Source organism: Candidatus Nitrosocosmicus oleophilus, assembly GCF_000802205.1.
GTDB classification, from domain to species: Archaea; Thermoproteota; Nitrososphaeria; order Nitrososphaerales; family Nitrososphaeraceae; genus Nitrosocosmicus; species Nitrosocosmicus oleophilus.
This window is the reverse complement of sequence record NZ_CP012850.1, coordinates 204,075-227,224: the sequence shown is the minus strand read 5'-3', so window position 1 is coordinate 227,224 and position 23,150 is coordinate 204,075. Positions and strand designations below refer to the sequence as shown.

General features: G+C 32.4%; 25 protein-coding genes. 9 read left to right on the top strand and 16 right to left on the bottom strand.

From position 1 onward, the window contains the following. Positions 1–92: 92 nt before the first annotated feature. The 6 genes from NMY3_RS01145 to NMY3_RS01120 all read right to left on the bottom strand — a co-directional run bounded on the left by NMY3_RS01145 (position 93) and on the right by NMY3_RS01120 (position 4,265). Positions 93–248, bottom strand: a complete 156-nt coding sequence (locus NMY3_RS01145) for a hypothetical protein (RefSeq protein WP_196817130.1) — start codon at positions 246–248, stop codon at positions 93–95. A gap of 181 nt (positions 249–429) precedes the next feature. Continuing rightward, a complete protein-coding gene (locus NMY3_RS01140; protein ID WP_196817129.1) occupies positions 430–1,602 on the bottom strand; it encodes an aldo/keto reductase in 1,173 nt (390 codons plus the stop codon). Positions 1,603–1,817: 215 nt separating this feature from the next. Further along, on the bottom strand, positions 1,818–2,057 hold the full coding sequence (locus NMY3_RS01135; protein WP_196817128.1) for a luciferase family protein: 240 nt from the start codon (positions 2,055–2,057) through the stop codon (positions 1,818–1,820). A gap of 1 nt (position 2,058) precedes the next feature. Further along, on the bottom strand, positions 2,059–3,003 hold the full coding sequence (locus NMY3_RS01130) for an MFS transporter (RefSeq protein WP_338140375.1): 945 nt from the start codon (positions 3,001–3,003) through the stop codon (positions 2,059–2,061). A gap of 148 nt (positions 3,004–3,151) precedes the next feature. Then, on the bottom strand, positions 3,152–3,754 hold the full coding sequence (locus tag NMY3_RS01125) for an MFS transporter (protein ID WP_338140374.1): 603 nt from the start codon (positions 3,752–3,754) through the stop codon (positions 3,152–3,154). Positions 3,755–3,965: 211 nt separating this feature from the next. Then, the gene (locus NMY3_RS01120; RefSeq protein ID WP_196817125.1) at positions 3,966–4,265 is read right to left on the bottom strand and encodes a hypothetical protein; all 300 of its coding nucleotides are present in this window, start codon (positions 4,263–4,265) and stop codon (positions 3,966–3,968) included. A 141-nt stretch (positions 4,266–4,406) separates the two neighbouring features. On the opposite strand from NMY3_RS01120, the gene NMY3_RS01115 reads away from it, so the two are divergent. Then, positions 4,407–4,736 (top strand): hypothetical protein, encoded by a 330-nt coding sequence (locus NMY3_RS01115; RefSeq protein ID WP_196817124.1) that lies wholly within the window; start codon positions 4,407–4,409, stop codon positions 4,734–4,736. A gap of 1,779 nt (positions 4,737–6,515) precedes the next feature. Here NMY3_RS01115 and NMY3_RS01110 read toward each other — a convergent pair. Then, complete coding sequence (locus NMY3_RS01110; protein ID WP_196817123.1) at positions 6,516–6,773, bottom strand: hypothetical protein; 258 nt, start codon at positions 6,771–6,773, stop codon at positions 6,516–6,518. A gap of 533 nt (positions 6,774–7,306) precedes the next feature. Here NMY3_RS01110 and NMY3_RS16830 point away from each other — a divergent pair. After that, a complete protein-coding gene (locus NMY3_RS16830; protein ID WP_257719996.1) occupies positions 7,307–7,429 on the top strand; it encodes a hypothetical protein in 123 nt (40 codons plus the stop codon). Between the two features lie 304 nt (positions 7,430–7,733). Here the strand turns inward: NMY3_RS16830 and NMY3_RS16620 are convergent, their stop codons facing one another. Both NMY3_RS16620 and NMY3_RS01105 read right to left on the bottom strand, forming a co-directional pair. Continuing rightward, positions 7,734–7,955, bottom strand: coding sequence for a hypothetical protein (locus NMY3_RS16620; RefSeq protein WP_231100166.1), 222 nt, complete (start codon positions 7,953–7,955; stop codon positions 7,734–7,736). Between the two features lie 281 nt (positions 7,956–8,236). Then, positions 8,237–8,524 (bottom strand): hypothetical protein, encoded by a 288-nt coding sequence (locus NMY3_RS01105; protein ID WP_196817122.1) that lies wholly within the window; start codon positions 8,522–8,524, stop codon positions 8,237–8,239. 187 nt (positions 8,525–8,711) lie between these two features. Here NMY3_RS01105 and NMY3_RS01100 point away from each other — a divergent pair, with 187 nt between their 5' ends. After that, positions 8,712–8,981, top strand: coding sequence for a hypothetical protein (locus tag NMY3_RS01100; RefSeq protein WP_196817121.1), 270 nt, complete (start codon positions 8,712–8,714; stop codon positions 8,979–8,981). 188 nt (positions 8,982–9,169) lie between these two features. Here NMY3_RS01100 and NMY3_RS01095 read toward each other — a convergent pair whose 3' ends face one another. Then, positions 9,170–10,120 carry a hypothetical protein gene (locus NMY3_RS01095; RefSeq protein WP_196817120.1) on the bottom strand — a complete coding sequence of 317 codons (951 nt, stop codon included), beginning with the start codon at positions 10,118–10,120 and terminating at the stop codon, positions 9,170–9,172. 178 nt (positions 10,121–10,298) lie between these two features. On the opposite strand from NMY3_RS01095, the gene NMY3_RS01090 reads away from it, so the two are divergent. From NMY3_RS01090 to NMY3_RS01080, 3 genes are all read left to right on the top strand, one after another. Beyond that, positions 10,299–10,493, top strand: a complete 195-nt coding sequence (locus NMY3_RS01090; RefSeq protein ID WP_196817119.1) for a hypothetical protein — start codon at positions 10,299–10,301, stop codon at positions 10,491–10,493. A 161-nt stretch (positions 10,494–10,654) separates the two neighbouring features. After that, positions 10,655–11,200 (top strand): hemerythrin domain-containing protein, encoded by a 546-nt coding sequence (locus NMY3_RS01085; protein WP_196817118.1) that lies wholly within the window; start codon positions 10,655–10,657, stop codon positions 11,198–11,200. A 1,049-nt stretch (positions 11,201–12,249) separates the two neighbouring features. Next, positions 12,250–12,639, top strand: coding sequence for a nuclear transport factor 2 family protein (locus tag NMY3_RS01080; protein ID WP_196817117.1), 390 nt, complete (start codon positions 12,250–12,252; stop codon positions 12,637–12,639). A 102-nt stretch (positions 12,640–12,741) separates the two neighbouring features. Here the strand turns inward: NMY3_RS01080 and NMY3_RS01075 are convergent, their stop codons facing one another. After that, positions 12,742–13,503 (bottom strand): class I SAM-dependent methyltransferase, encoded by a 762-nt coding sequence (locus tag NMY3_RS01075; RefSeq protein WP_196817116.1) that lies wholly within the window; start codon positions 13,501–13,503, stop codon positions 12,742–12,744. A gap of 583 nt (positions 13,504–14,086) precedes the next feature. Between NMY3_RS01075 and NMY3_RS01070 the strand changes: the two genes are divergently transcribed. Then, positions 14,087–15,670, top strand: a complete 1,584-nt coding sequence (locus tag NMY3_RS01070) for a hypothetical protein (RefSeq protein WP_196817115.1) — start codon at positions 14,087–14,089, stop codon at positions 15,668–15,670. Positions 15,671–16,157: 487 nt separating this feature from the next. Here NMY3_RS01070 and NMY3_RS01065 read toward each other — a convergent pair whose 3' ends face one another. Then, on the bottom strand, positions 16,158–17,048 hold the full coding sequence (locus tag NMY3_RS01065) for a GNAT family N-acetyltransferase (RefSeq protein ID WP_196817114.1): 891 nt from the start codon (positions 17,046–17,048) through the stop codon (positions 16,158–16,160). 320 nt (positions 17,049–17,368) lie between these two features. Here NMY3_RS01065 and NMY3_RS01060 point away from each other — a divergent pair, with 320 nt between their 5' ends. After that, entirely contained in the window at positions 17,369–18,190 is an 822-nt protein-coding gene (locus NMY3_RS01060; protein ID WP_196817113.1) for a hypothetical protein, read from the top strand. 248 nt (positions 18,191–18,438) lie between these two features. On the opposite strand, the gene NMY3_RS01055 is transcribed toward NMY3_RS01060, so the two are convergent. After that, entirely contained in the window at positions 18,439–19,038 is a 600-nt protein-coding gene (locus NMY3_RS01055) for a hypothetical protein (protein WP_196817112.1), read from the bottom strand. Between the two features lie 591 nt (positions 19,039–19,629). Between NMY3_RS01055 and NMY3_RS01050 the strand changes: the two genes are divergently transcribed. After that, on the top strand, positions 19,630–19,890 hold the full coding sequence (locus tag NMY3_RS01050) for a hypothetical protein (protein ID WP_196817111.1): 261 nt from the start codon (positions 19,630–19,632) through the stop codon (positions 19,888–19,890). Positions 19,891–19,923: 33 nt separating this feature from the next. Here the strand turns inward: NMY3_RS01050 and NMY3_RS01045 are convergent, their stop codons facing one another. From NMY3_RS01045 to NMY3_RS01035, 3 genes are all read right to left on the bottom strand, one after another. Beyond that, the gene (locus NMY3_RS01045; RefSeq protein WP_196817110.1) at positions 19,924–20,412 is read right to left on the bottom strand and encodes a cupin domain-containing protein; all 489 of its coding nucleotides are present in this window, start codon (positions 20,410–20,412) and stop codon (positions 19,924–19,926) included. A 316-nt stretch (positions 20,413–20,728) separates the two neighbouring features. Continuing rightward, positions 20,729–20,932 (bottom strand): hypothetical protein, encoded by a 204-nt coding sequence (locus NMY3_RS01040; RefSeq protein ID WP_196817109.1) that lies wholly within the window; start codon positions 20,930–20,932, stop codon positions 20,729–20,731. Positions 20,933–21,523: 591 nt separating this feature from the next. Then, positions 21,524–22,915, bottom strand: coding sequence for a hypothetical protein (locus NMY3_RS01035; RefSeq protein WP_231100165.1), 1,392 nt, complete (start codon positions 22,913–22,915; stop codon positions 21,524–21,526). Between the last annotated feature and the right edge of the window lie 235 nt (positions 22,916–23,150).

Here is a 23,150-nt window from a genome sequence, read left to right as displayed (position 1 = left end):
AAAATATTATGATTATTTTATTTGTCTAGTATTTTCTCTTGATTTGATATGCTATCATTTATTGATGCTGCATCAATCTTAGCCTTTAGGATTCAAAGATTTTCTTTATCAATTGCAAAACCGACCATATCTACTTTCCCATCATCCATATAGATATGTTTAACCACTGAGTACATGTTCTCATATCCTGTTTTACCCTTATGCTTTTTTTCTAAATTTGTAACTGTTACCTCTACTTTATCAACCATTTGTTAGAAAAGAGAGCCCCATTATCAAATATATCAATTCTTAATCCTATAATTATCTTGATTCACTGAATTGGATAAGGTACAATACAAACTACTTGAGTGAAAAAGAGTAAAAACAAGGAATTGAAGAGGCCGAACTAACCACGAATCTCAAACGACCAAAACATTCTAAACTCTGGCTTTAACTGGATCTTCTATGATCATATATTGACGAATATGTACCTCCATAAATTATATTCCTAATTGCATCAGTGAATAGGAAATCATGCGGAAAGCCTAGTTCAATCTTACTTACCTCATTTAACCTTTGTATCTGGTCATCAGATAGTACAAATTCCATACATGCCAAGTTATCATTTATCTGTACAAGGTTTTTTGCTCCTATTATTGGTATTATCTTATTTCGAAATATCTTTTTCGATTGTCTTATCCAATTCAGTGCAACCTGCGAAGGCGTGCGCTTAATTTCCTGAGCAATCTTTACAACTTCTTCAGCAATTCTCAAATTTCTTGCTTTGAGTAAAGTATTTGATATTTCTGAAAAACTTGCTACGTTTAGTCTATTATCATTCTGCTCATCAGAAATTGATGATGATGAAATAGTCCTAGTTTTAGAATCGTTAGTTGTACTCTCTTTCTGATTGTAATCTTTGTTTACTATATTGTTTAAAAGTGCTTTGTTACTTGATTTGTTATATTTTCCTGTAAGTACTCCGCTTCCTAACGGAGACCATGCTGTTATTCCAATATCAAGGGCATTTGCCATGGGAAGTAGTTCCCGCTCTGAAGTCCTTTCAATTAAATTATATTCAATCTGAATACTCGCAAACTCAGTCCAACCTTTAAGATTTGCGAGAGTATTAGCCTGTGAGACTATCCATGCTGGCGCATCTGAAATTCCGATGTACAGTATCTTTCCTGATTTGATCATGTCGTCTAGTGCACGCATCATCTCTTCTATCGGCGTTGTTTGATCCCATGCGTGCACCCAATAAAGATCAATGTAGTCTGTATTTAGCCTTCTCAAACTTGCCTCCAACGATTGTACCATGTTCTTTCGATGATTTCCACCTGCATTGGGATCACCTGCTCTTGTATTAGAAGTATATTTAGTAGCAATAACAAATCTCTCTCTATCATAAGAAGCAAAATCGCCAACATATTTTTCACTGGTTCCGTTTGTGTATATATTAGCAGTATCGATAAAATTACCTCCTGCATCTACGTAAGCATCAAAGATCTTGCGAGATTCCTCTTTGGAAGCGCCCCATCCCCATTCTTTACCAAATGTCATTGTACCAAGACAAATCTCTGAAACTCTAAGGCCGCTCTTGCCTAAAAGATAATATTTCATTCTGTAATAGTATAATTCATCAATTTAAATAAACTCTGTTTTCTAAAGAATATTCGGAGTTAGAGTTCAAATACCTTATCCCAAGCGGATAAATTCTTAGATACTATTATATAATATTAAATTTGTTCATATTTTACAGAAATAAAACCTCTAAACAGGTTGTAAATCATAGATGTGCTTTGCCATCTTCAAATATTATTGTAATTACTGTGTACTTAATGAGCTCTGATATGGTCGTATTGAAATTTGAAATCTCTTAATACCGTTGAAATATCTGAGTCATCTTTTAAATAGTAGACTATCCACTTTGTTCCAGGATAAATATGATAATCTGATGATTTGATATTATTGTTATTTTTTTCTTTTAATAAAGAAATCTTTAGCTGGATATGTGAGGAAAGAGGAAGATCAACAATCTTATCTCCATGTATATGCCCTATATCCATTCCATTCATTTTAAATTGAAATCCTCCCAAATGTATGAGGTCTAATTTCTATACCTTCCCATATTTGTATTTCATTGATTAATTTATTAGCAATATTACCAATCTCCCCCCGTTCTTCACAAGAATAATTTTGACATTTTGGTGAGAATTTATTGGCTATAACAGCAATAAAAATAATGATAATGGCTACAGTGGTGCAATATAGAAATACAAACTGATACGATTTAGAAGAAGGAAATAATTGTAGCATCCCGTTAGTATTATTGTTACTAATAGTAAATACAGGAGAGAGGTGGGTCCCCATATATATTCCGCATATGGCAGGGCCAGCAGCAGCACCGATATATTTCAAAAATATTGCAACACTGACAGATGCACCAATCATTTTTATTGGAACACATAACATAATTAGATTTATAGCCGCAATGTGCATTAACACATATCCTATTGAAATAACAAAAATAGATACTAGAACGTATTGTTCGTTTAAATAAAAATTAGTAATGACTATAAAACTGCATGTAATAACTATAGCACCAATAATTATTGATTTTGGATCACCTATTTTAGATACAAAAAATCCAATTGCAGTTGCTCCCACGACTGAAGCCATGGGTATTGGTAACATTATGTAAGAAGTTTCTATGGCATTATTACCAAATCCCAATGGAGTGGGACCTTTAGAAAGAATGGGAATTATATGTATTACAGTATACATTAAAAAACCTGCCATGATTAACATAAATATAGACAGCAAAATAGCTCGATGACTATGTAAAATACTGAAATCAACTATTGGATGATTAGAATTTGATGTATTGGATTTAGTATTTTTATATTGACATTCAAAATTAATGAATAACAAAATTGGTGCTATACTAATTGAGAGTAAAATAATTTGAAAGTCTGTTGAATGAAATGAAAAATTAGTAGATCCTTCTTCAAAATTAGTAATTACGACTAAAAAAATACAGAAGAAATACTTAATGTGATAATACCTCCAATGTCGATACCAATTCGTAATTTTTGATTTTTTTTATAATTTAAAATTTTTGATCTTTGTTCTCTAGGTTTATTACGTTGTTTAAAATTTTTTATGATGTCTAGAAGTAATAGAGTACGGTTTGGACTTGGTACAAAACTAGTCTTTTTGGTCGTAATCGATTTATTATTTCTATCTTCTCCTTTTTACTACTATCTTGAGGAATGAATATCCAAATTAAAATAATAAAAATGATAGGTATCGGTGTGATTACAAAAAATGTGGATTTCCATCCAAAATAATGAATTAAGTATCCACCAACAATCAATCCTACTACACCACCAAAGGCAGTAATTGTGCGTAACAACCCTTGTCCAATTGCTATTTTATCTTTTGGAAACAAATCTGCCATAATGGCAAGACCTATAGGAATGATAGACAGCCCTACTCCTTGAAGAGCTCTGGAGATAATAAGTGAATTATAATCTTGTCCAACTATTCCCACTATATTTCCAATACTACATAGTATCATCAATATTGTCAAGGTGTTAATCTTGCCAAAAATAACTGATATTTGACTACTTACTGGAGTCATTATGGCGCCACTTATGATGAAAACACCTATTATCCAAGCAGAGTCGTTAAGTTCTAAATTATAACTTTGGATAATGTTTGGTATGGCAGGTATTATTATGCTTTCTGCACATATACTCATCGCAGAAATTGAACTTAGAATTATAACAGAAGATCATGGAGACAAAGGAATTGGATTTCCAAACATCTTTAATAACGCTATAAATTTAACCTATATCAACTTTATATAGAGGAGACTCAAATAGTCCCCACGCATCCAACCTTAATGATATATTATTTGGTAATGCTATTATGACTCAACGGAACAAAACTTTTTTCCTGTTACATATGTCAAATTATCCCTAGATTCTATTCAAACCTGAATCGTATCCCCACGCGCCCCAAACCACGTGATCTCTATAATAGTAATGATATGATATGAATTCGACTCTTCCTCCTAACCCTCCAGTTAACTTAATACAAAATAGTTTTGAAAACATAAGGTTTTCTTGAATAAAGGAATTCAGTTTGATAGAAACTATTTTGGATATTCCTATATTGTCATCAATAAAATCTAACAAATCAATTCTTGGCTTTTTATCCCTTCGAGTTTTTCTAGTTGTCGTTTTTGTTTTGTTATTACTATTACCACGGATAGGCAATTATATCGAGCGAAATAATACACAGATCTTTAGGGATTATTATAGAATAGCATCGGAATATTCTTTATCATGATTAGTTTGACATCAAAAGTATACTTTATTGTGCTGGAATTATATATCATGATTACATACATCTAACTCATGTTAGAAACATTAGTTGAATTTACAGATTCAAACAAACCATATAATTATTTCTCCTTTAGTAATACAACACACGAATTAGTTATAGATATGGTGGGTATGAATTTATCATTGCATCCTCATGTCGATAAGTTTGACGAAAGGGCAGAAACTAATTTGATATTTATCAGAAAGGGTATTAAATTCCCACAATATAGAATAATTCAGTTATCGGATGAAAAGATAGTATATATTTATCATGAAGATTCTGAAATCATTAAATTCAATTATGCAAATTACTTTCAAATTAAGAGAGCAGCTTTAGGTGATGTAGATATTAATCTCGGATAAATTCAAGTAATAAATTTATCAGTTCTACATTAGATACAGATAACATCATCACCTATTCTATTTTTGGCTATTGAGATGAATGTAACGTAATTACAACAAAATATAAAATCTACTGGAAATCCGTTTTTATCTATTCTCTCTTTTAGATCTTCAGTTATCTTCCTATTCATTAAAGATAGCCAATTACGGCAAAAAAATTATTTACCCGTATTATATAGAACCCAACTTATATGGATAGGTTGAATAGAAAATACAAACACAATGAAAAAATGATTTTCGTGATAGCTATCGCATCGACCCTTGGTCTAATTCCAATTATATTGGATAATATTCCCAATGCTTCATCCCAAAATACCTTTATGACTCGATCAACAAAGTAGATTAGGTCAACAAGATACAAATGGTGATTACCTTCATCAATGTCCAGGTAATGGAAAAGCAATTACAATATCAGGAGATATTAAATTCACTGCAGAATCATTTTCAAGATACGAAATAGCATTTTGTGCTTAATCCGTTATTGTAATATTTCTGTAAGCTTTTCTAATAGTAGTTTTTCTCAAAGAATTGCTTTCTCTTAAATTATCTCTACAGAAGATTGGTATATTGAGCATAAATGATAGATTAGAATTGACGCACTAATGATGTAATCGATAAGTGATTGAATGACAATTTCTCAAACAGCGTCAAATAATAAAGATAGTTCCATACTGGATTTTGAGAGAACATTACCAAATGGATGGGTTATATTCAACCTTGAATCATACCCTCGCATATTCAACCCAAGATAAATATTTTGATACCCGGGGTGATAGTAACTTTGTTAATTTTGAATAATTGATTAAACTTAATATTTCTATTGTAAATTCTCAAATCCTAGTGAAAGGCAACAACAAACGACTCGACTTTATCAAAATTACTTTGTATCATTACTATCACTATTAGTATGTCGGACTTTGATAAATCCATTATTTTCAAAATTGAGATCTATATCTTAACCATCTGATTATATTATGTACTGTGTAAATTGTATTCGAGATATAACAATGCGGAAGGTTCAGAAATTACTTATTGTCAATGATCTAGCGATATTTGCATTGTTAATTTTATTAGTTATTGGTTTTTTGTCCTATGATTATGAATTGTTTGGAATGAGTGAATCTATTGTACCTATACCAAAGGAATACAAAGTTTACTTTGAGTTTGTCCCCTGGCTCCTGTTTTTATTGCTATCAGTAGATCTCTTTATTAAATATCTATATGTAGATAAAGATTTGAGTTATTTTTTAAAAAAGTATTGGTTAGATATTCTTTTGACTATTCTTATACCCGTCTTATTTCCTTTAAAATTTTTCAAACCATCTGTAAAAATTTACAAATCAACTAAATTTGTAAAATCTGGTTATAAGATATTTCAGAAATATGATAAAATTTTTAAGTTAAAAAAACAAGGATTGTAACAGTCTCCCCATTGAAGATAATATTATAACTTAAAGAAGCATTATTTCTTTATCGATTACCGGAAATAAAATGCCACATGCAGATTACATTAGAATCCTACTACCACTGGGACCCTAATCCCCACGCGTCCAAACTCACTGTTCTTTTATCTGGTAATGATTATCAATTCAGATCGTATTTTGTATAGGCTTGTCATCATCCACTGCTCAGAAAGAATATGACAATCAATAAAAAACTATTATACTTCTAGAATTTGAGAGGCATCAAAATAATAGTTAAAGATAAATAAAATCCTTTATAGATTTTGATCCAAGTATTCTATTTTAAGAATGCACCTAATGCATCGGTTGCTCTCTGTGTTAATGAGGAGTCAGATGAGGTAGAATTATCGGATGCTGATTCTGACATATTATCTGTTCTCTGACTATTGTCATTTCCCGTGAGTAACTTTGTTGCATGATCTTTAAGACTGGACAGGTCTTGGGCTAATGCCATCTGGCCCAATGAAATGCTTGTTAACGAGGCTGTCAACACAAATGACAGCACCAAACTTGTAAAAACAAAAATTTCCTTCATTTTCTTTCAAATTGTAATGTTCATAATATTATATAATGGGTATAAGATTGTGGCTCGTTGGTAGTAAGGAACCTTCGATTGTAATGGATTTCAATATTTTATTTATCGGATCATATTCAACCTTGAACCGTATCCCCTCGTGTCCATATCAAAAAGTTTATTCATACTCCTCATATCACAAATTTTGAGATAAATTATCAAGTGATCATTATTTATTATGTTTTAATGAGGTTTACAGACAAACATGCTCCACATCCAAAACCGACCCATACTAACGATTAAGAAATATTAATTCATTATGCTGTCAATCAATTTGTAGAAAATAGATTATATTCAATCTTGCATTGTATATCCCCGTATTTGAAAAGTAATCAAGTTAAGCAGGAGGACTAGGATGAGTAAATTATAGACATATACCAAAACGTGCAAAACCGTTGTGAGTAAATCAAGGTTTATCAGTTTCAAAGTGGTATCCATAAAGTCTCGCATCTTTTTTATTATAATTATATATACGATGTTTTCTAATTCATTTCATGTGCTGTGATTATGAACTGCCCCTAGAAGAAGAACAAGAGAATACGATAGAAAAAGAAAAGAAAACAATCCAACAACAATCAGAATTTAGAAAGGCAGAAGAAAAACCCTTAACAGCCTAAATTTTTAAATTTTTTTTTGTTTTGAAGTGTATTATGTGATAATACATAGATTCATGCTATAGGATCCCACATTCACTGGGAACTTAATCCCCACGCACCCAGATTGTTACTCTGAATCAGACTGAAGATAACGCTTTGTATCTAAATTTAACTTTTAATCGATCAGTGTACTATAGGGGGATATTTTTCATTAATTAATGCAGTATCGTCGTTCTTTGATGCTCATTAGTTATTCTCCAATAAAGCTTGTGGATGAATTTATCAAAAATAACACAAGGAACATCATTTATTTTAAAAAAATATGTTATTTTATACTTTCCATCTGTTTTCTAAAGTCCGCAATGTCTGTATCTCGTGGCACTGCTCCAATGTTTATGAGATGTTGTAAATGATGAAAAGTACAATAGTCAAGTCCGCAGCAATTACAAGAGGCTCTTTTGATTATCAGTGAATTGCAAACATTGCAATAGATTATTGGATATTGTTGTTGTTCGACATTGATTGCCTTTTGTGTGTCTTGCATCATGTAGATAATCACAAAACACTAGTATATAACTTTATATGTCAAAGGTTTGATGTGAAAACGCAAAAAAGAAGAAAAATTGATTGGCGAGGGTAGATTATAGTAAGTTTAATATTTCAATCCTAAATAGTTCGATCAAAACAATCTATGTCTGAGTCATCTAACACTTTCACAAACATCTTTCATTCATAGGTAAGCCTGCAATCCCTTCATGAAATATAACCCCGGTTTGATACTCAATTTTTCTATCCGTGTATTAGGCTAGAATTGAGTACAAAATCTTTTCATGTAGATATCGTTATCGATTTCTTTATCCCACATTGGTTATTGTTATTCAATGAGTTTCTGAAATTTTCCTTTAGTGTTGATTTATAAGGTCTCGATCTTAGCTGTACACCACAGCAAAAACATTTCATGTTACTAGGATTTAATGATTTTATAAAAACTTCACAAATAGAACATCGTTTATATCCGTTTAAGTAACCATATCGAATATATTTTCTAACTTCTATGTCCAAATCGTCGTTGTACTCTAAGAGTTGTTGACAAGTACCTTTACATCTTTGTGGCATTTTTTATATGTTATCTCCAATTAACATTTTCGATTCACTTTGTTGATAACTTAATTTATTATATCTTTCTTTTAAACTTTTAGATTTTGGATTTCTTCTCAAAACAAATCCAAAACAAAGGCTGATAAGGAAATAGTTCATCAGAAGTGTAAAGACATCTGATGATTTTTTTACCTATGAGAAATTTTTGAAAAATAAGCCGGCATCGTATTTGTTCTTGAATCTAATCATAAACCAATCTGAAGAGATTCTTGATGATTTTGGAATAAATACCACTGAATCTGTGATTGTAGGAACTGATCGACTAGAGGTTCTAAATAGAATACAATCAGCACTTGCTCGAGAATTTGATCATTATGGGAAACTTAAAGAATCAGATATTCGACCTATGGATAATACAACTAAACAAGCATGGTCAAGGATTAGAAAGCATATTAAGGATACAAATCAGGTTTAAGTCCAGTTATCGTTTAAAAAATGTGATATCCTCAAATTACTATAAAAAACTCCACTACCACTGGGATCTTAATCCCCAAGTGCCCAAACTGATCCTTTAAAGAATATATTGACTAAATATTAATATAAAAATATTGATCGTGGAGTATTAATCAATAGGAAATTCAGACCCGGAGCATTATTCAAGTGTTATATTGTAGAAGCGGAATGAACCCATAGGTTTTCAAATATTGTCGTATGTGTCCAAACACTGGATACACTATTTGAATAAATGCCTAAACCATTTGCTTCTCTGAAGATGTTTTTGCTGTCATCTTTGAGTTCTATGACAAGAGATGACTTGTTATCTGATACTATGATGGTTGAATTAATTCCTTGTTGAGATGCGACCGAATTAATTTCAATTAGATCAAACATTGTATTGGCTAATTTTTTTATTTCTTTGTCCATTGGGGTGAGAATTTTGATTTGAACTCCTCTATTCGCAATCTTCTTTAGTGACGAAATCAGTTCCCTTCTTTCTATACGATGGAATGCGTTCACAGTTGGGAACAGCAAGAGTAATTCCTTGGTTGAAGTCATTACCATTTCCAGATAGATTTTTTCAATTTCCTCGTAGTCTCTCAAGGTCTCGATAAATTCGCGTGTTTTACCTTGTTCTATTTCTTTTATTCTCTCTTCTATTGGTATGGCACTTTTCCATAGAGTATTAAATAGGAATTGCTGTGCCTCAGCAGATCGAATATCATTGCTATAAATGATTTGACTTGGGGCCTCAGATTCTTTACTTATAAGATGAATTACATACTCTGATTCATCTATTATGCCAAAGTTTCCTTTGATTCCTTCGATGTGGCGTATTTCAGAGACCTTTAATAGCTCCTTGCAATACTCCACGTTCTCTTTTGTAATGTCGGTGATCAGTCGTATTTTGATACCCCTATTTATCAAATCCAATACCGCATTCATTATCCGCTTATCTGTAGATATGATACCTGGCCCCATTAGATCATAACAGGTGTCCATTATTGCTTTTGCTCTAGGATAGCTTTGTAACATAAAATTAGTGATGTTTTCAGAACCAGTTATTACTTTTATTAAATCAGAATCTTTGTTTGTATTTGCCATATCTCTGGACAATAATACTATACCTCCCTATGCAATTTCTATTGGATATTGTGATATAAAAACAAATAATGATATTGAATGTTAGTCAATATTTCATGGAATACTGAATTATAATAATGTTAAAAGTACGAACTAGTAAGTGAAAATTCGTATTGATCTAGTATTTAGGTATGTACAGGAGTTTCATTTCATGAGTCTGATTAATGTTCAAATCCATGATCATACATTTGTAATCTTACAAAGAATTGACCAAATACTTGTTTATCAATACACTGGTTCACTGAATATGGTAGAATCCTACTACCACTGGGAACTCAATCCCCAAATGTCCAAACTTACTGATACTTTACTAGGGAATATTATTATGACTCCTTTTGCATTGTAGTTGCGTAAAAGGCTATCCCTTGTTCAGCCTCATTAAATTTGAGCATTTCTCATAATTCATATGTTTAGTGTATAAAACAAAGATTGGATAGCCTTAAGAAGACAAAAATTTAAGAAATCAGAACTAAACCATTATAAAAGAAATTAAGCGTTTAGTAATATATGTCAGCCACAGAATCACTAAGAAGGGATCATGCTTTAATTGAAAAAATGATCAGCGCATTAAAGACTATTTCATTATTGTTAAAGAACGGGAAACAAATACCCGATTCAATTCTAAATCAAGCAATTGATTTTTCAATCAATTTTACAAATACCTGTCATCATGGCAAGGAGGAGGAATCACTGTTTCCAACCTTGGAAAAAAAAGGTATGCCCAGAGAAGGAGGTCCCATAGCAAGAATGTTATACGAACATGAGATAACTAAAGAGCTTGCAAACTCGATAATCAGTTCAACTAAAATTTATATCGCTTCAGGAGAACAAGCCGAACTTGTAAAAAACATTGATGAGTATGTTCAACATGTTTCCCTTCATATATCAAAGGAAAACCAAAGACTTTTTGTTATGGCTGATATGTTACTTAATGACCAAGAAACACTAGTAAATGACAATTTGACCAGACTGGAGAAAGAAAAATTTGATAAAATAGGAAACTCCCGCGAATACTATGAAAAATTAATAGATAATATTAATTTGAATGAATGATTGTCTCTTTGTTGTTAAATCCAGTCAGAATATCTTTTAAGTACAAGTATGGTAATTGAACCCTTTTACCTACCATGTTTAAATCCCCTGGGGCCATATCTTTGGTAATATAATAAAGTTTAAGAGATTTTGTAGTGTTTGCCTACTTATTTATACGAAATCATGACAGAATCGTCAAATTCCTTACATCTTTATATTTAATATCTGCATGAAGAGTTTGATTCCATGTTTTTATAATGGGTTGAAATCACACTCCTAGTGTTTCAAAACTGGGTTCTGCCTATGTTGTCATATTTTAAAACAGCAAATTTTGATTATTGAATCTCATTAAATGCTGTAATTCTATTCAACCTTGAATTATATCTCCCGAATAGTCACAAACAGCACTACGAACACATTTATTTTTCTCAATGATCATAGTAGTTACTTTACAATGGTAAATATTTATCATAAAACGAACCTATTACATAAATGTCGTATATATTTATGAAAGAAGATAAGACAAGTAGGTTAAATATCGCATATATTTAATAATTGGACTCTTAAGATTGATAACAATAAATGCGGATAACTGCGGAAATGTTGAAGGCCAGAGACAAGAATGGCATTCTAGTTAATTTTGTATTTTGTAGCAGATGTGTAAAATTCTACGTCCTCAATGACTGTAAAGAAGGAGATGATTGTTGTTGTCAATCATGTGGAACCGGGAAATATTTGATTGGGTGATTTTTGTCGTGAACTTCAGTCGTAAGGCGAGATGATTCTCCGGATAAACGTTATCTAATAGAAGGATAGATAATCATTAATCATTTACATTGAAAATAGTAATAAGAATTGGATTCTATTCAACCTTGAATTATATCCCACGTGCCAAAACTTAGTGATCTCTATAATGGTAAATATGCAATGACTCGATTGGGTTCGTGTTACATTTGTGCTGTTCAAATGAACTGTTAAATTTCTTTCTACCTGACTATTATTTTTTCAAAATCAAATCTTTATTTGCTCCGAAAAATTATATTTGAATCAAGAATAACAATAGGATGTATATGGCTCTTTCTGAATCATTTGTAAACCAACATGTGAAAAATTGGATTGATGGCTGGAATAAACATGATATAAAAACAGTTTTATCTATGTATTCGGAAAATATTGAATTCTCTAGTCCTAAAGTCAAAGTTGTATATCCAGAGCGCACCTCATCAAAAATATCTAACCAAAAAGAATTAGAGGAATATTGGTTAAAAGCCTTGAAAAATAACTTTCCTTCACTGAATTTTACGCCCAAAGAAGTATTGATACAAGAAAACAAGATTCTACTTGAATACTATGCAACATTGGATGGTAAACATAGAACATCTGTTATTGAGAAATTTGAATTTCAAGATGGATTGATTACAAAGTCCAGTGTATTTTATGGTTCCGAAGAAGCTATTTGATGGTGTAATAATAAGATCTAATCCTTTATTTGTCTCAATTAGATGATTCACCACAAGGGTCAGGTTTAAAGTTAAAAAATAACCCAGCATGGCAATAGAATATCAGCTATAGATATTTCCTACTCTGAGGTTTAGATCCCATTTAACTAGTTTTATTTCATCATCCTTTCCCCACAAATTCTTCAAGTCTTCTTTGACTACACTCAATGGGTCGTATTTATTTTCCGCATAGAATCTTTTTACTGCTGACCACGTTTGCATGTAATCAAGAAGATTGTTAAGATTCCAGTCTACTTCTATCTCAAATTTGGGAACAGCAATTTCCTTAAAAGGGAACGGTATTGTTTTATATTCTTCTTTTACAAATTTGACTTCTTTTGGCCAATAGTTTCCGAGAATATCTCCGCCAACATTAAGTCTTTCGCTTATTTTGTCAATTTCAGGTCTAATTTTTTGCATTCCATAGGCCCATAATGCTATTATCCCACTACTTCGGCTTACTCGTCTGGCTTCTCGATAAAACATCTCAAAGTCAAACCAGTGAACTGCCATCGCTACAGTGATTAGGTCAACAGAGTTGCTTTGGATATTGGGTTTCTCTGCAAGAAACACCTCATAGTTGATGTTGTCTCGATCAAATGCATTATCAATTTGATTCTTGCTTGCATCGCTTGCTATCACCTTTTTAAAGTATTTGCAAAGACTTATGGCGGCCTGTCCGTTTCCTGTCGCACAATCCCAAGCCAGATCCTTAACAGGAGTAATCTCATTTAGAAATTTAAAAAGATCCTCTGGATATTTTGGTCTGGCGTAAGAATATTCTCTGGATTTTGAGGAAAAATGGTTGGCTGTATCTGGTTTCATGCTTTTAATTTATTTTATTTATCAAAAAACCTTTTTGTATTGGATTGATCATTGTGAAATAGATTCCTTAGATATATGTCCTCCACAATTTTCAATAAATAACTGTCCCAATCGTCCAATCATCCTATAATACTTGACATAGTAAAGAAATGAGCACAATTTTCCTAAATAACTGAATATTTGCAATTGACGATAGTATTGAGTTCCCAAATAACCATCAATGATTTAATGGTGTCGGATTAGACAAGAGGTGCTCTGTATTGAAATTCGATGTATGTTGCTTTCTCTTAAATCATTAGATCTTTGTAATGGTTGACTTTGATTTTGTTTACATATAATGTACCGGTCATCACTTTTGACTTTTATTATATTCGACCTTGAATCGTATCCCCACGGATTTCCTTTTGGTTGATTAAGTAATGTTAAAAACGTTAAATAATCAATATCTATTTCTTGTCTCATTTTACATTTGATTGCAATTGTAATGAGAAGGTTTATACTTTTATTCTTAGATATCAGACTATTGTATTTATGTTATAAACTTATGCAATCGTTTTCAATCATTCTAATTTTGATATCATTTATGATTTCTTTAGTTTTCATGACAGTTTCTTACCCTGGAGGATCCGATTCTTGGATCACAGAATCTGCTTTTGCTCAACTTACAAATAACAATAATATTATCCAGATTGTTAGCACCTCTACCTATGTAGATGATTTTGGCAATTTCCATGTTGTAGGTGAGGTAAATAACACCTCAACAGATCCTCAAACAAATATCTTAGTTACTACATTTTTATCTGATACAAACAATAACATTTTAGTTGGCAACCACTCTGCTTTTTCATCTATTGGAACTCTTAGACAAGGCGAACTATCTCCGTTTGATATAGTAATACAGGATCCTCAAATATTAGGCAAATTTAACTTTATGGAATTTTCTACTACATCTAAACCTGCAATCGAAAAACCCTCTACACTGATATTAAACGGCAGTAGTTCATTTTTAGACAATGTTGGAAACCCTCACATTACAGGTAACATAATTAACCAAGGACCTTCACCAGAACAATTCTTAAATCTTGTTACAACATTTTATGATAATTCAAGTCTTGGAGTTATTGGAACACAAAGTTTTGGACTAAATGTAGGCAGTCTTGCAAATAACCAAATGGCACCTTTTGATATTACAATTACCGATAACAAGACTAAATCCCAAGCCAAGTTCTATTCACTTAACGTTGATTCGGTACAGAGTTCTATGAATTTCCCTTTGAATCCCAAGTTTCCACTTGAGCCTATTGGAGGATTTGTTGACAGTGGATTGTTCTTGGACTCTCCATTAAACGTTAATCCTTTATCTACGACAGGAAATAATTTTAATAGTGATAGCGATCAGTCATCCTCCTCGGGTTCCGATAATGACAATTCTGATGGATCTGACGCATCAAATAATGATTTAGAAATTGCTATAGCTGTTGAAAAAGATCCTATAGTTAGAGGGAACGTACAAACCATCGATGTAACTGTTAGTGATGCAAACACACGAGAAAAGATTGCAAGGGCCGATGTGGCATTCAGGATATTTTATGCTGGTGAACACGATGAAAGTGGCAATGGCCAGACAAATCAAGGTGGTGTAGCAACATTCAAAGATGAAATTGGTCCAAATTCAAAACCTGGGACATTTGATGTTACGATAAATGTCGATGCAGATGGATATGATACAGAAACTGACAAAACAACTTTTGAAGTAATTGAAAAATCTGAAGAAACTAATGATACCAGTAGCCAAAATAATTCCACGGATTCAGAAAACAATAACAGTACTTTGACTAATGGCAGTCAAAATGAAAGTAATGATGATATAAACTGTGGAGACGTCGGAGAAACAAATACATCAGTTGTAAGCGACGCTCCAAATAATCTAGATACTGATGGCGATGGCATAGGTTGCGAAAGCGATGATGCCAGCATAGATGAGATTACTGATAGCCAGGATAATCAAAATGAGCAAGAAAATGGAGGATCTTTGGATAATGACAATACCGATTCTACAAATAATGATAATAATGCAAACAATGGGGGATCGGAGGAAAATAACAATGCCAATGAAGACAATAACGAAGAACAAAATGCTGACTCAAAGGATAACAAAAACAATTAAAAATATCCTTGATATCAGCATCAATTAATTTGGTCAAAGTCGTACTGGGTAATCAATATCACTTATTGATATATACAAACCAATTTATCTTTTTTTGATCAATTATACAATCTATTCTACTTGTTTCTACATTTTTCCATGCCACTATAGTTTGTGACTATGTTCAACATTGAATCGTATCCCTACTCACCCAAAATCAATGATACTATATGTGGTAATGATAATATTATGAATCGCCGGATTTGAACTTTTTCCAAACATTCGTGTCAAATTAATTCTATATTCTATTCAACCTTGAAAGGTGTCCTACGGATTAATACTATTAAGGGATAAAAATTCCTATAGGTGAAATATCTTCTCAACAAGATGTTAGCCCTATTCTAGAAAGAGAAAGAAACAACATGATTTTAAAGGATTACATGGATTTAGAAAATATTTTAAGACTCATTGTGAACAAGTTATAAAACCTGTCAATGTTCTCATGATTTCAGTATAAAATAGATGGCATGTAGTATCCAACAGGTTCGTTATACATCCCAGTAGTCATGAGGGTAAGTTGATGAACTAATCTTAGATCATTGTTAAGACACCAGCGAAATAGCTCGGCATTTCGACTTGGAATAAGAATACCGGGTCCTCCATAACAATCAGTTTCTGAGGCTATGAGGGCCTTTAGGTCGTCATTAGTAAAACCCACCGAGTGGTTAAAATATGTCAATCCACTTGTATAGCCTGTAATTTTTTCCCCGTGCAATACTACTTTGACAATCCCTTGCTTTATACTGTCTTTGAGCTCACCATTTCTATCATGGCCATGAATCGATCTGCAGACTGCGTTACATGATTCCAAATCCGACTCGGTTGCTACACGGACAGATCTTCCAGGAATGACTGCTGAAATTGGTTTTCCCTGCAGCGTTGAGATTGGTTCTTTAACATCAAATCCTAATCTGGTATAAAGCGCTAATGATCGATTATGATATGAGGCTTGGAGCAAACGTATTGCTGGATAGTTTTTGTTTCTAGCCCTCTCTATTACATTGTTCATTAACTGTCGACCTGCTCCCTTATTCTGGAATTTTGGATCAATTGTTATTGGTCCTACTCCTGCTACCATATTTGACCGTTCATCTAAAAAGTTGCTTCCTATGACCTTGTTACCGTCTCCCTCAATATCTTCGGCAACTACCGAATAGAATCCAGGGTTAGAGAGAAAAGAACAAGCTACATTTATTCCGATATCCACAGTAGGGAACTCGCGAGGAAAACCATGTTTGTCTGCAATTTGTGAAAATGCATCAAAAATTATTTTTCCAACTTCCGGCGCATCATTTATGGTTCCGGGTCTTAATCTCAAAACATGTTCTATATTGGTCAATTTAATACAAAATTCCTTATTCTGATTTTTATTCTTTTATTTGCTTTTTGCATCTGTTCACTTTAGACTTAATTCGGTGTTGTGAACGATTACTATAGATTGTAATTTCATTACTATCTATTCCTGCAAAGTAACTACAATTGGCGTTGGGTTAGAAATTATGTCAAATACTGGTGATCGCTTTTGTGCAACTTCTATTAGTTCTTTTATCTTTTCCTTTGGCCCATTTTATTATTTTTGATATCTTGAATCAGAATACTTGGGGTGATACAGACAATAAAGTAATGTTAATTTGTAATAGGTAGATAAATAGTACTATTATGACCATAGTTATTCGCTCAGACCATGAATTTACGGATCTTTTAAAGGATTCTCTTAGGTCAAGGTATGAAAAAAGAAAGAGGTCTGAGGATGAGGTACATGTTTCTGATATCTTACCTTCTACATGTATTCGAAAACAGTATTACGGTCGTAAGTTTCCGGATTTTGAGCCCCTTTCTGATGAATCTATACATCATTTCATAAGGGGAGAGGCCAGTGAATTTGTAATCACAGATTTAGCTAATATGGGTGTGGCACAAGCTGATCTAGAACTGGACGGTTTAATTGCACATCCAGATATTTTGGACAGAGACGTAATTATAGAGTTAAAGGATACTCAAAGTACTCAAAGATTGGATATCACAGATGAACGATTCAAATCATATCTTAGACAGTTACTTTACTATATGACCATAACCGGAATAGAAAAAGGGATTATATCAATCAGGTATAGTAATAGGGAAATGCGGTGGATAAAATCAGATGAAAAGGGCGATTATTTTTTCCGGCCCTTTGATGGTAAGGGTCCAAGAATTGAGAGCTGGTCTGTTTTGTTGCCCAAGGACGACATAGCCAGGGAACTACTTAAGAACGAGATGGTACGCCGAAAAAAACTGTTTGTAAAGGCCATAAAGGAAAATGATGTATCTATACTTCCCAGGCTTAACATGAAAGTACGAAACAACAAGTGTCCCTACTGTGTATTTTACAATAAATGCATGAATGAGGATGGGGAAACTGAGCAAGCCGTTAAAATGGCAAGTGAAATCGACCTGTTGGATATTCCAGGATTAATAGATTTTAGACCGTTTTTACAATGACTAAAGTAGGATTTTCATTCAAAGTATTTTTAGTAATATCTTGAAATAGTGTCTCAATGTGGTGGATTACAAAGTATCATGATATTTTTCATAATTATTAAATTCAACTTTGTTCAATCTAATGTAAAGTCCTGATAAAGATGTCTATATCAGCACGCATTTGCCACAATGAGAACTGTTACTACATGTAGTAAATAACAAAATAATATTTATTTAATTAAATTTTTAGTAATTGTTTCAACAATTCCCTAAGAGTTATCATCTCCACCACTATCATCTAGTCCATTACTACTATCGCTGGTTTCATCGTTTGAGCCTTCATTGTCATTGTCGTTATCCTGTTCCTCTTGTTCTTGCTCTTCAAGTATCTCATCCATTTCCTCTATCGATAAGTTTTTTTCTGGATCATCATCCTGCCAGTCAATTGAATCATACTTGGGATCATTTCGTGGATCTTGAGATTTACCTTGTGCCTGTGGGTAAGAGTAGATTGTTGTTACCGTAACGTCTACGTAATATTTAATCTTCTTTTTACCATCCCCGTCATTACCCTCATCGCCTTTATCATTCTGTTCTGTAATCACACCTGATACGCCATCAAAAACAAAAGTTTGATTAAGCGCAAGGTAATAGTTTGCAATTAATCCATTGTCAAGTTCCATGATAAAGTTTTTGGTATTTGCTGGCAAATCGAATTCGTCTATCGCCTCTTCATATGCTATTGATGATTTTACATCGTCCAAGTCACATCCCAATAGTGGATTTGTAATTGTTGAAAAAAGCAGTATGAAACTGACTGTTGATACCGTAGTTAAAACATAATTACTATTACAAAACATACTACTCATTTTAGTCTTGCCTAATTTTGGAAAAGAAATTCATTATTTCTAGTATTTTGTTAAGAGTTAAGAGTTCGATAATATATATTTTATAATAGCAATTTATTGTTACTCTACAATCAGGTAATAGTAATATGGCATATCTAAGAGCCATTTAAAAGTCCATAGCAATCAACAAAAAGAATAGGTTCTTGATATACAGTTGTAAACTTTGTATATGGCTAATATTAAACCTTAAATCGTATCTCCACTCGCCAACTTAATGATCTTTTGTATGGTAATGATATTATAATTCGAGGATTTGTATTTTTTTCCATACGGTAATGTCCAATCAATTTCAGATGGGTTTCCATCTCGAATCCTGTCTAGCTAGTTGCAGTCAAACAAATATGAAATATTCAGAGGTTGACTAGAATTCAACTCATATCACTTAGCGACACCACAATGTAGACAAATGATCAAACAAGATGTACTATTTTTGTCTCTCATAATACTAGTTATTATGACAAGTATGATTTCATTTCATGAGTATTTCGCATTAGTCATAATACAAGACCAGCAATCAACAAAACATAAAAACCAATAGTTCTATTATAATACGTGTCTCACATTACCGATACAGGCCTAACGAATAGAGCTTATGATATATTGCGAACTTTGGGAAAAGATGCTGATTTTCTATACGATACTATAGGCAAGTATATACAAGATGCAGAAAAGGATGGACGACAAGATCTAGCAGATATGTGGAAAACAATAAAGCAAGATAGAGAAAAGCACGTCCGACTATTAAAAGATGCATTAGAAAAAGAAATTCACCAATCGGTTATAATACACAATATATCCACACACTTTTTTTAAAATATCTTAATATATAATCAATAATTCTCAGATTTAATCCGATTCAAAAATGAATCTCCAGTTGTAGTTGCTCTCTAACAGATGAATTATGACTGGATCAAATTGTATAGATTTTTTTGAATCCTCAATTTTGGATGTTCCTAATTCTCTAAAAAAGTCTTCCAATCCGGCAGGAGTATAAGTTACAAGCAGTTTGCCTTGATCTTTTCCAATTTTTCTGTAAGAATGACTTATGTCTTTTTCAAATCTTAACACAGTTTCTTGATTTCCCTCAAGAGTTTCTTTATCATATCTAAAGGAAAAATTGCCTTCAATGACGTGCATTACCAATGATTCATTTCCGTGCTTGTGTAATGGTATTTCTGACTCTTCACCTGGGGGAAACGTAATTTCAATTATGGAATACTTGTTCTCAGTTTGATTGCCTGATACAATAATTTTGTAACTTATTCCATTTAGGATATATTGTTCAATAGGTTTGTAATCTTGTGGAGGAACTTCATTATCGTTTTTATTGCTCATCTATGCTCAATACTTATTAGCGAGAACTTATTAGTATTTAAATAATTTCTAAATTTTATGTTTCCCATGATTTTTATCAAGATTGTGTTTATACATGTAAATAAATTTATTACAATTCTAATAAATTGTATTGGTCCGATTGACCGAAACAGTCAACAAAACACTAAGTCTTAAGATTGAAAAAATGATAATAGAAACATTTTCTTTATTTTACATAGAATCTTAGACAATTGTTCTTCCGAACTCGAACCTTAAAAATAAAGGAAATAATATGTAACTCTATTTTTATGTTCAACACTAAACATCATAAATGAACTTATTTCATCTTCTCCATTAATTCCATTGTCTTTAGCCATTTTATCATCCCGGGAATAGTATATTTGGTCAATCTATCATCTGGACTGACTATTCTTGCAATTTGATGTACTTTTTGTAAATTTAATCTGTCGTTTTGTATTTGGCTCATTTTCTTTCTTATCTTTGTAAATATTTTGTTATTTTTTTGTTGGTTCAGTGCCATTATAATACATCTACAGCAGGTTTGCTTATAAACAAAATAATTGATTAAATTAATTTTTACCTTTGATTGAAGATTGAATCAAAGGAGTTTGACTACGGTCTAGTTTTACTCTACTATGAGATAAAGAAAAATTAAAAGTAAGATGTCGTTTGCTTTTACAATCTTATTTACCCCGCTCAGATTTAACCTTGAACAATCTCCCTACGCGCCCAAACGCGATGATACCGTATTTGATAATGATATTATGTCAAGACAGGATTTGAATCTTTTTAAAGGCGTTCATGTCATAATAATTCTAGTTCTATTCAATCTTGAATCGTATTTTCACGGTTATAAAATATTATCAATCAATGATAACTGATTACCTATATTAATTAAAACAAAATCTACTTTGTGATACTAATTATTTGAGGATCTCTTTTACATCTTTTTCACCCTTTTTAATTAGGTTATTGATACTTTTGGAAGTAAACTCTGCTATTTTGCCAGAATACTGCCATCATAGTTTTCGATTCTATTCGAATTACTTTGGTTAATCTAAACTGCCCTGTTAAAATATCCTTGGCTTAAAGCTATACACCGACTGTACTGTCACCCTTTTCCACCCCTGTTCTCTTTTGCTCCAGTCTCCATAATTACAATCTCTAAATAACGTCTAATTTCTTTATCATCTAGCATTGTAGATGTTACTTGCGTTTTTTTTTCCAAAATGTCTGCGTGTTGACGGATTAATTTTACAACATTTCGTATCTTCTCTGCATTCTCCTCTGCATTACTTAAAGTATCTAAAAGAGCATACTCCTTTACATATTTTCTGACTAACTGACGCAATTCTGCATCTTGAGCCACTGACAACGCAACAGCGTATATTCCAATGGTAAAAAGAAAAGAAGCAAACACAATAAAAGCACGTTGGATTGCTCCAAAAGGCGGATATGAATTGTTTGTTATCCAGTTATTGGTCGTTGGAGAAATTAAAATGGTTGCTAATGCTGCTATAATTAAATAGTTAATAATAGGGGAAGAGGAAATCTGTCGTCTAAGACTTTTCGCTACTAAAATATATGCATAAGCTATTACAAAATCAGCTGCAATCCATCCTGCGGTACCTATTATCCTAAAAATAAGAAACCTCGACTCCATATATACGAATTCACTTCCAGTTGACTTTAAAAATTGAGGACCAAATACACCAGTTAAAAAAAGTGTAGGGGGTAAAATTATAAGTATCCAAAATATTTTTTTCCCTATTCGATCCTTAAAGTAACGAAGGAAAAATGCAACAGCAACTGTTTCTGCGATAGCAATTGCAGTAACTTGAGGGACAAGAAACCCGTAGAGGTGAATAACAAGTTCTATACTAGTTAATTGTCTGCTAGCCATGGAATTACTAGCGGGGAAATCTGAATCTATCGTGGGCGGTCTTGAAACGACTAATTGTTTTATATCGAGTGTGATAGCGACTATAGTGCTGATACAAAGGAGCATCGATGATATACCAAATGCCAATATCATGATATTATGTCGTTTTTTGACACTCAAACTGAACCATGATAAGAATTTGTATGTGCGAAAACCAAAGAACAAGATAGATACCGTACTTATTAGGAGAAGTAGAATTAGCAGGTAAGTACTATATTGTGAAAATAACACCATTTCAACAATTATGATTCCAAAGATGACTAAAAGAGCATAAATAAAAATAGGAGTTGCTTTGTATAGCCTATTAAAAAACGTAGGAGCTTCAAAGTTTTTGCGCAATGCAATCATATAATCTCTAAGGGCGTACAAACATGCAAAAAATACCAGAATACTCATTATCATAAATAATATTATACCAAAAGAAGAAGTGAGAGGCTTCCCTAAAACGTCAAAAAAGGTGCCAAAGATGACATCGGTTATTATTATTGCCCAAACAATAAATGTCATTAAGTACGTTTTTCTGTTAATAATACTTGTAGTGACAATCAATGGCAATTTCAATTCGATATTTCTTATTTATATATATTTAGTTTTAACCTTTTCGGAGGTTTCATAACTAGAATATGGGTTCTATTATCGAAAAATTTATTTTCATATTAAATCTATATATCGCTTTAGAACCACGCTACCCCTAGGAACTTAATCCCCACAAGGCCAAACTCATTGATTTATTATCAGGTAATATGATCAATAATTTGGCCAAAATTTAATCAATGTGTTTTATCTGATTTTATAT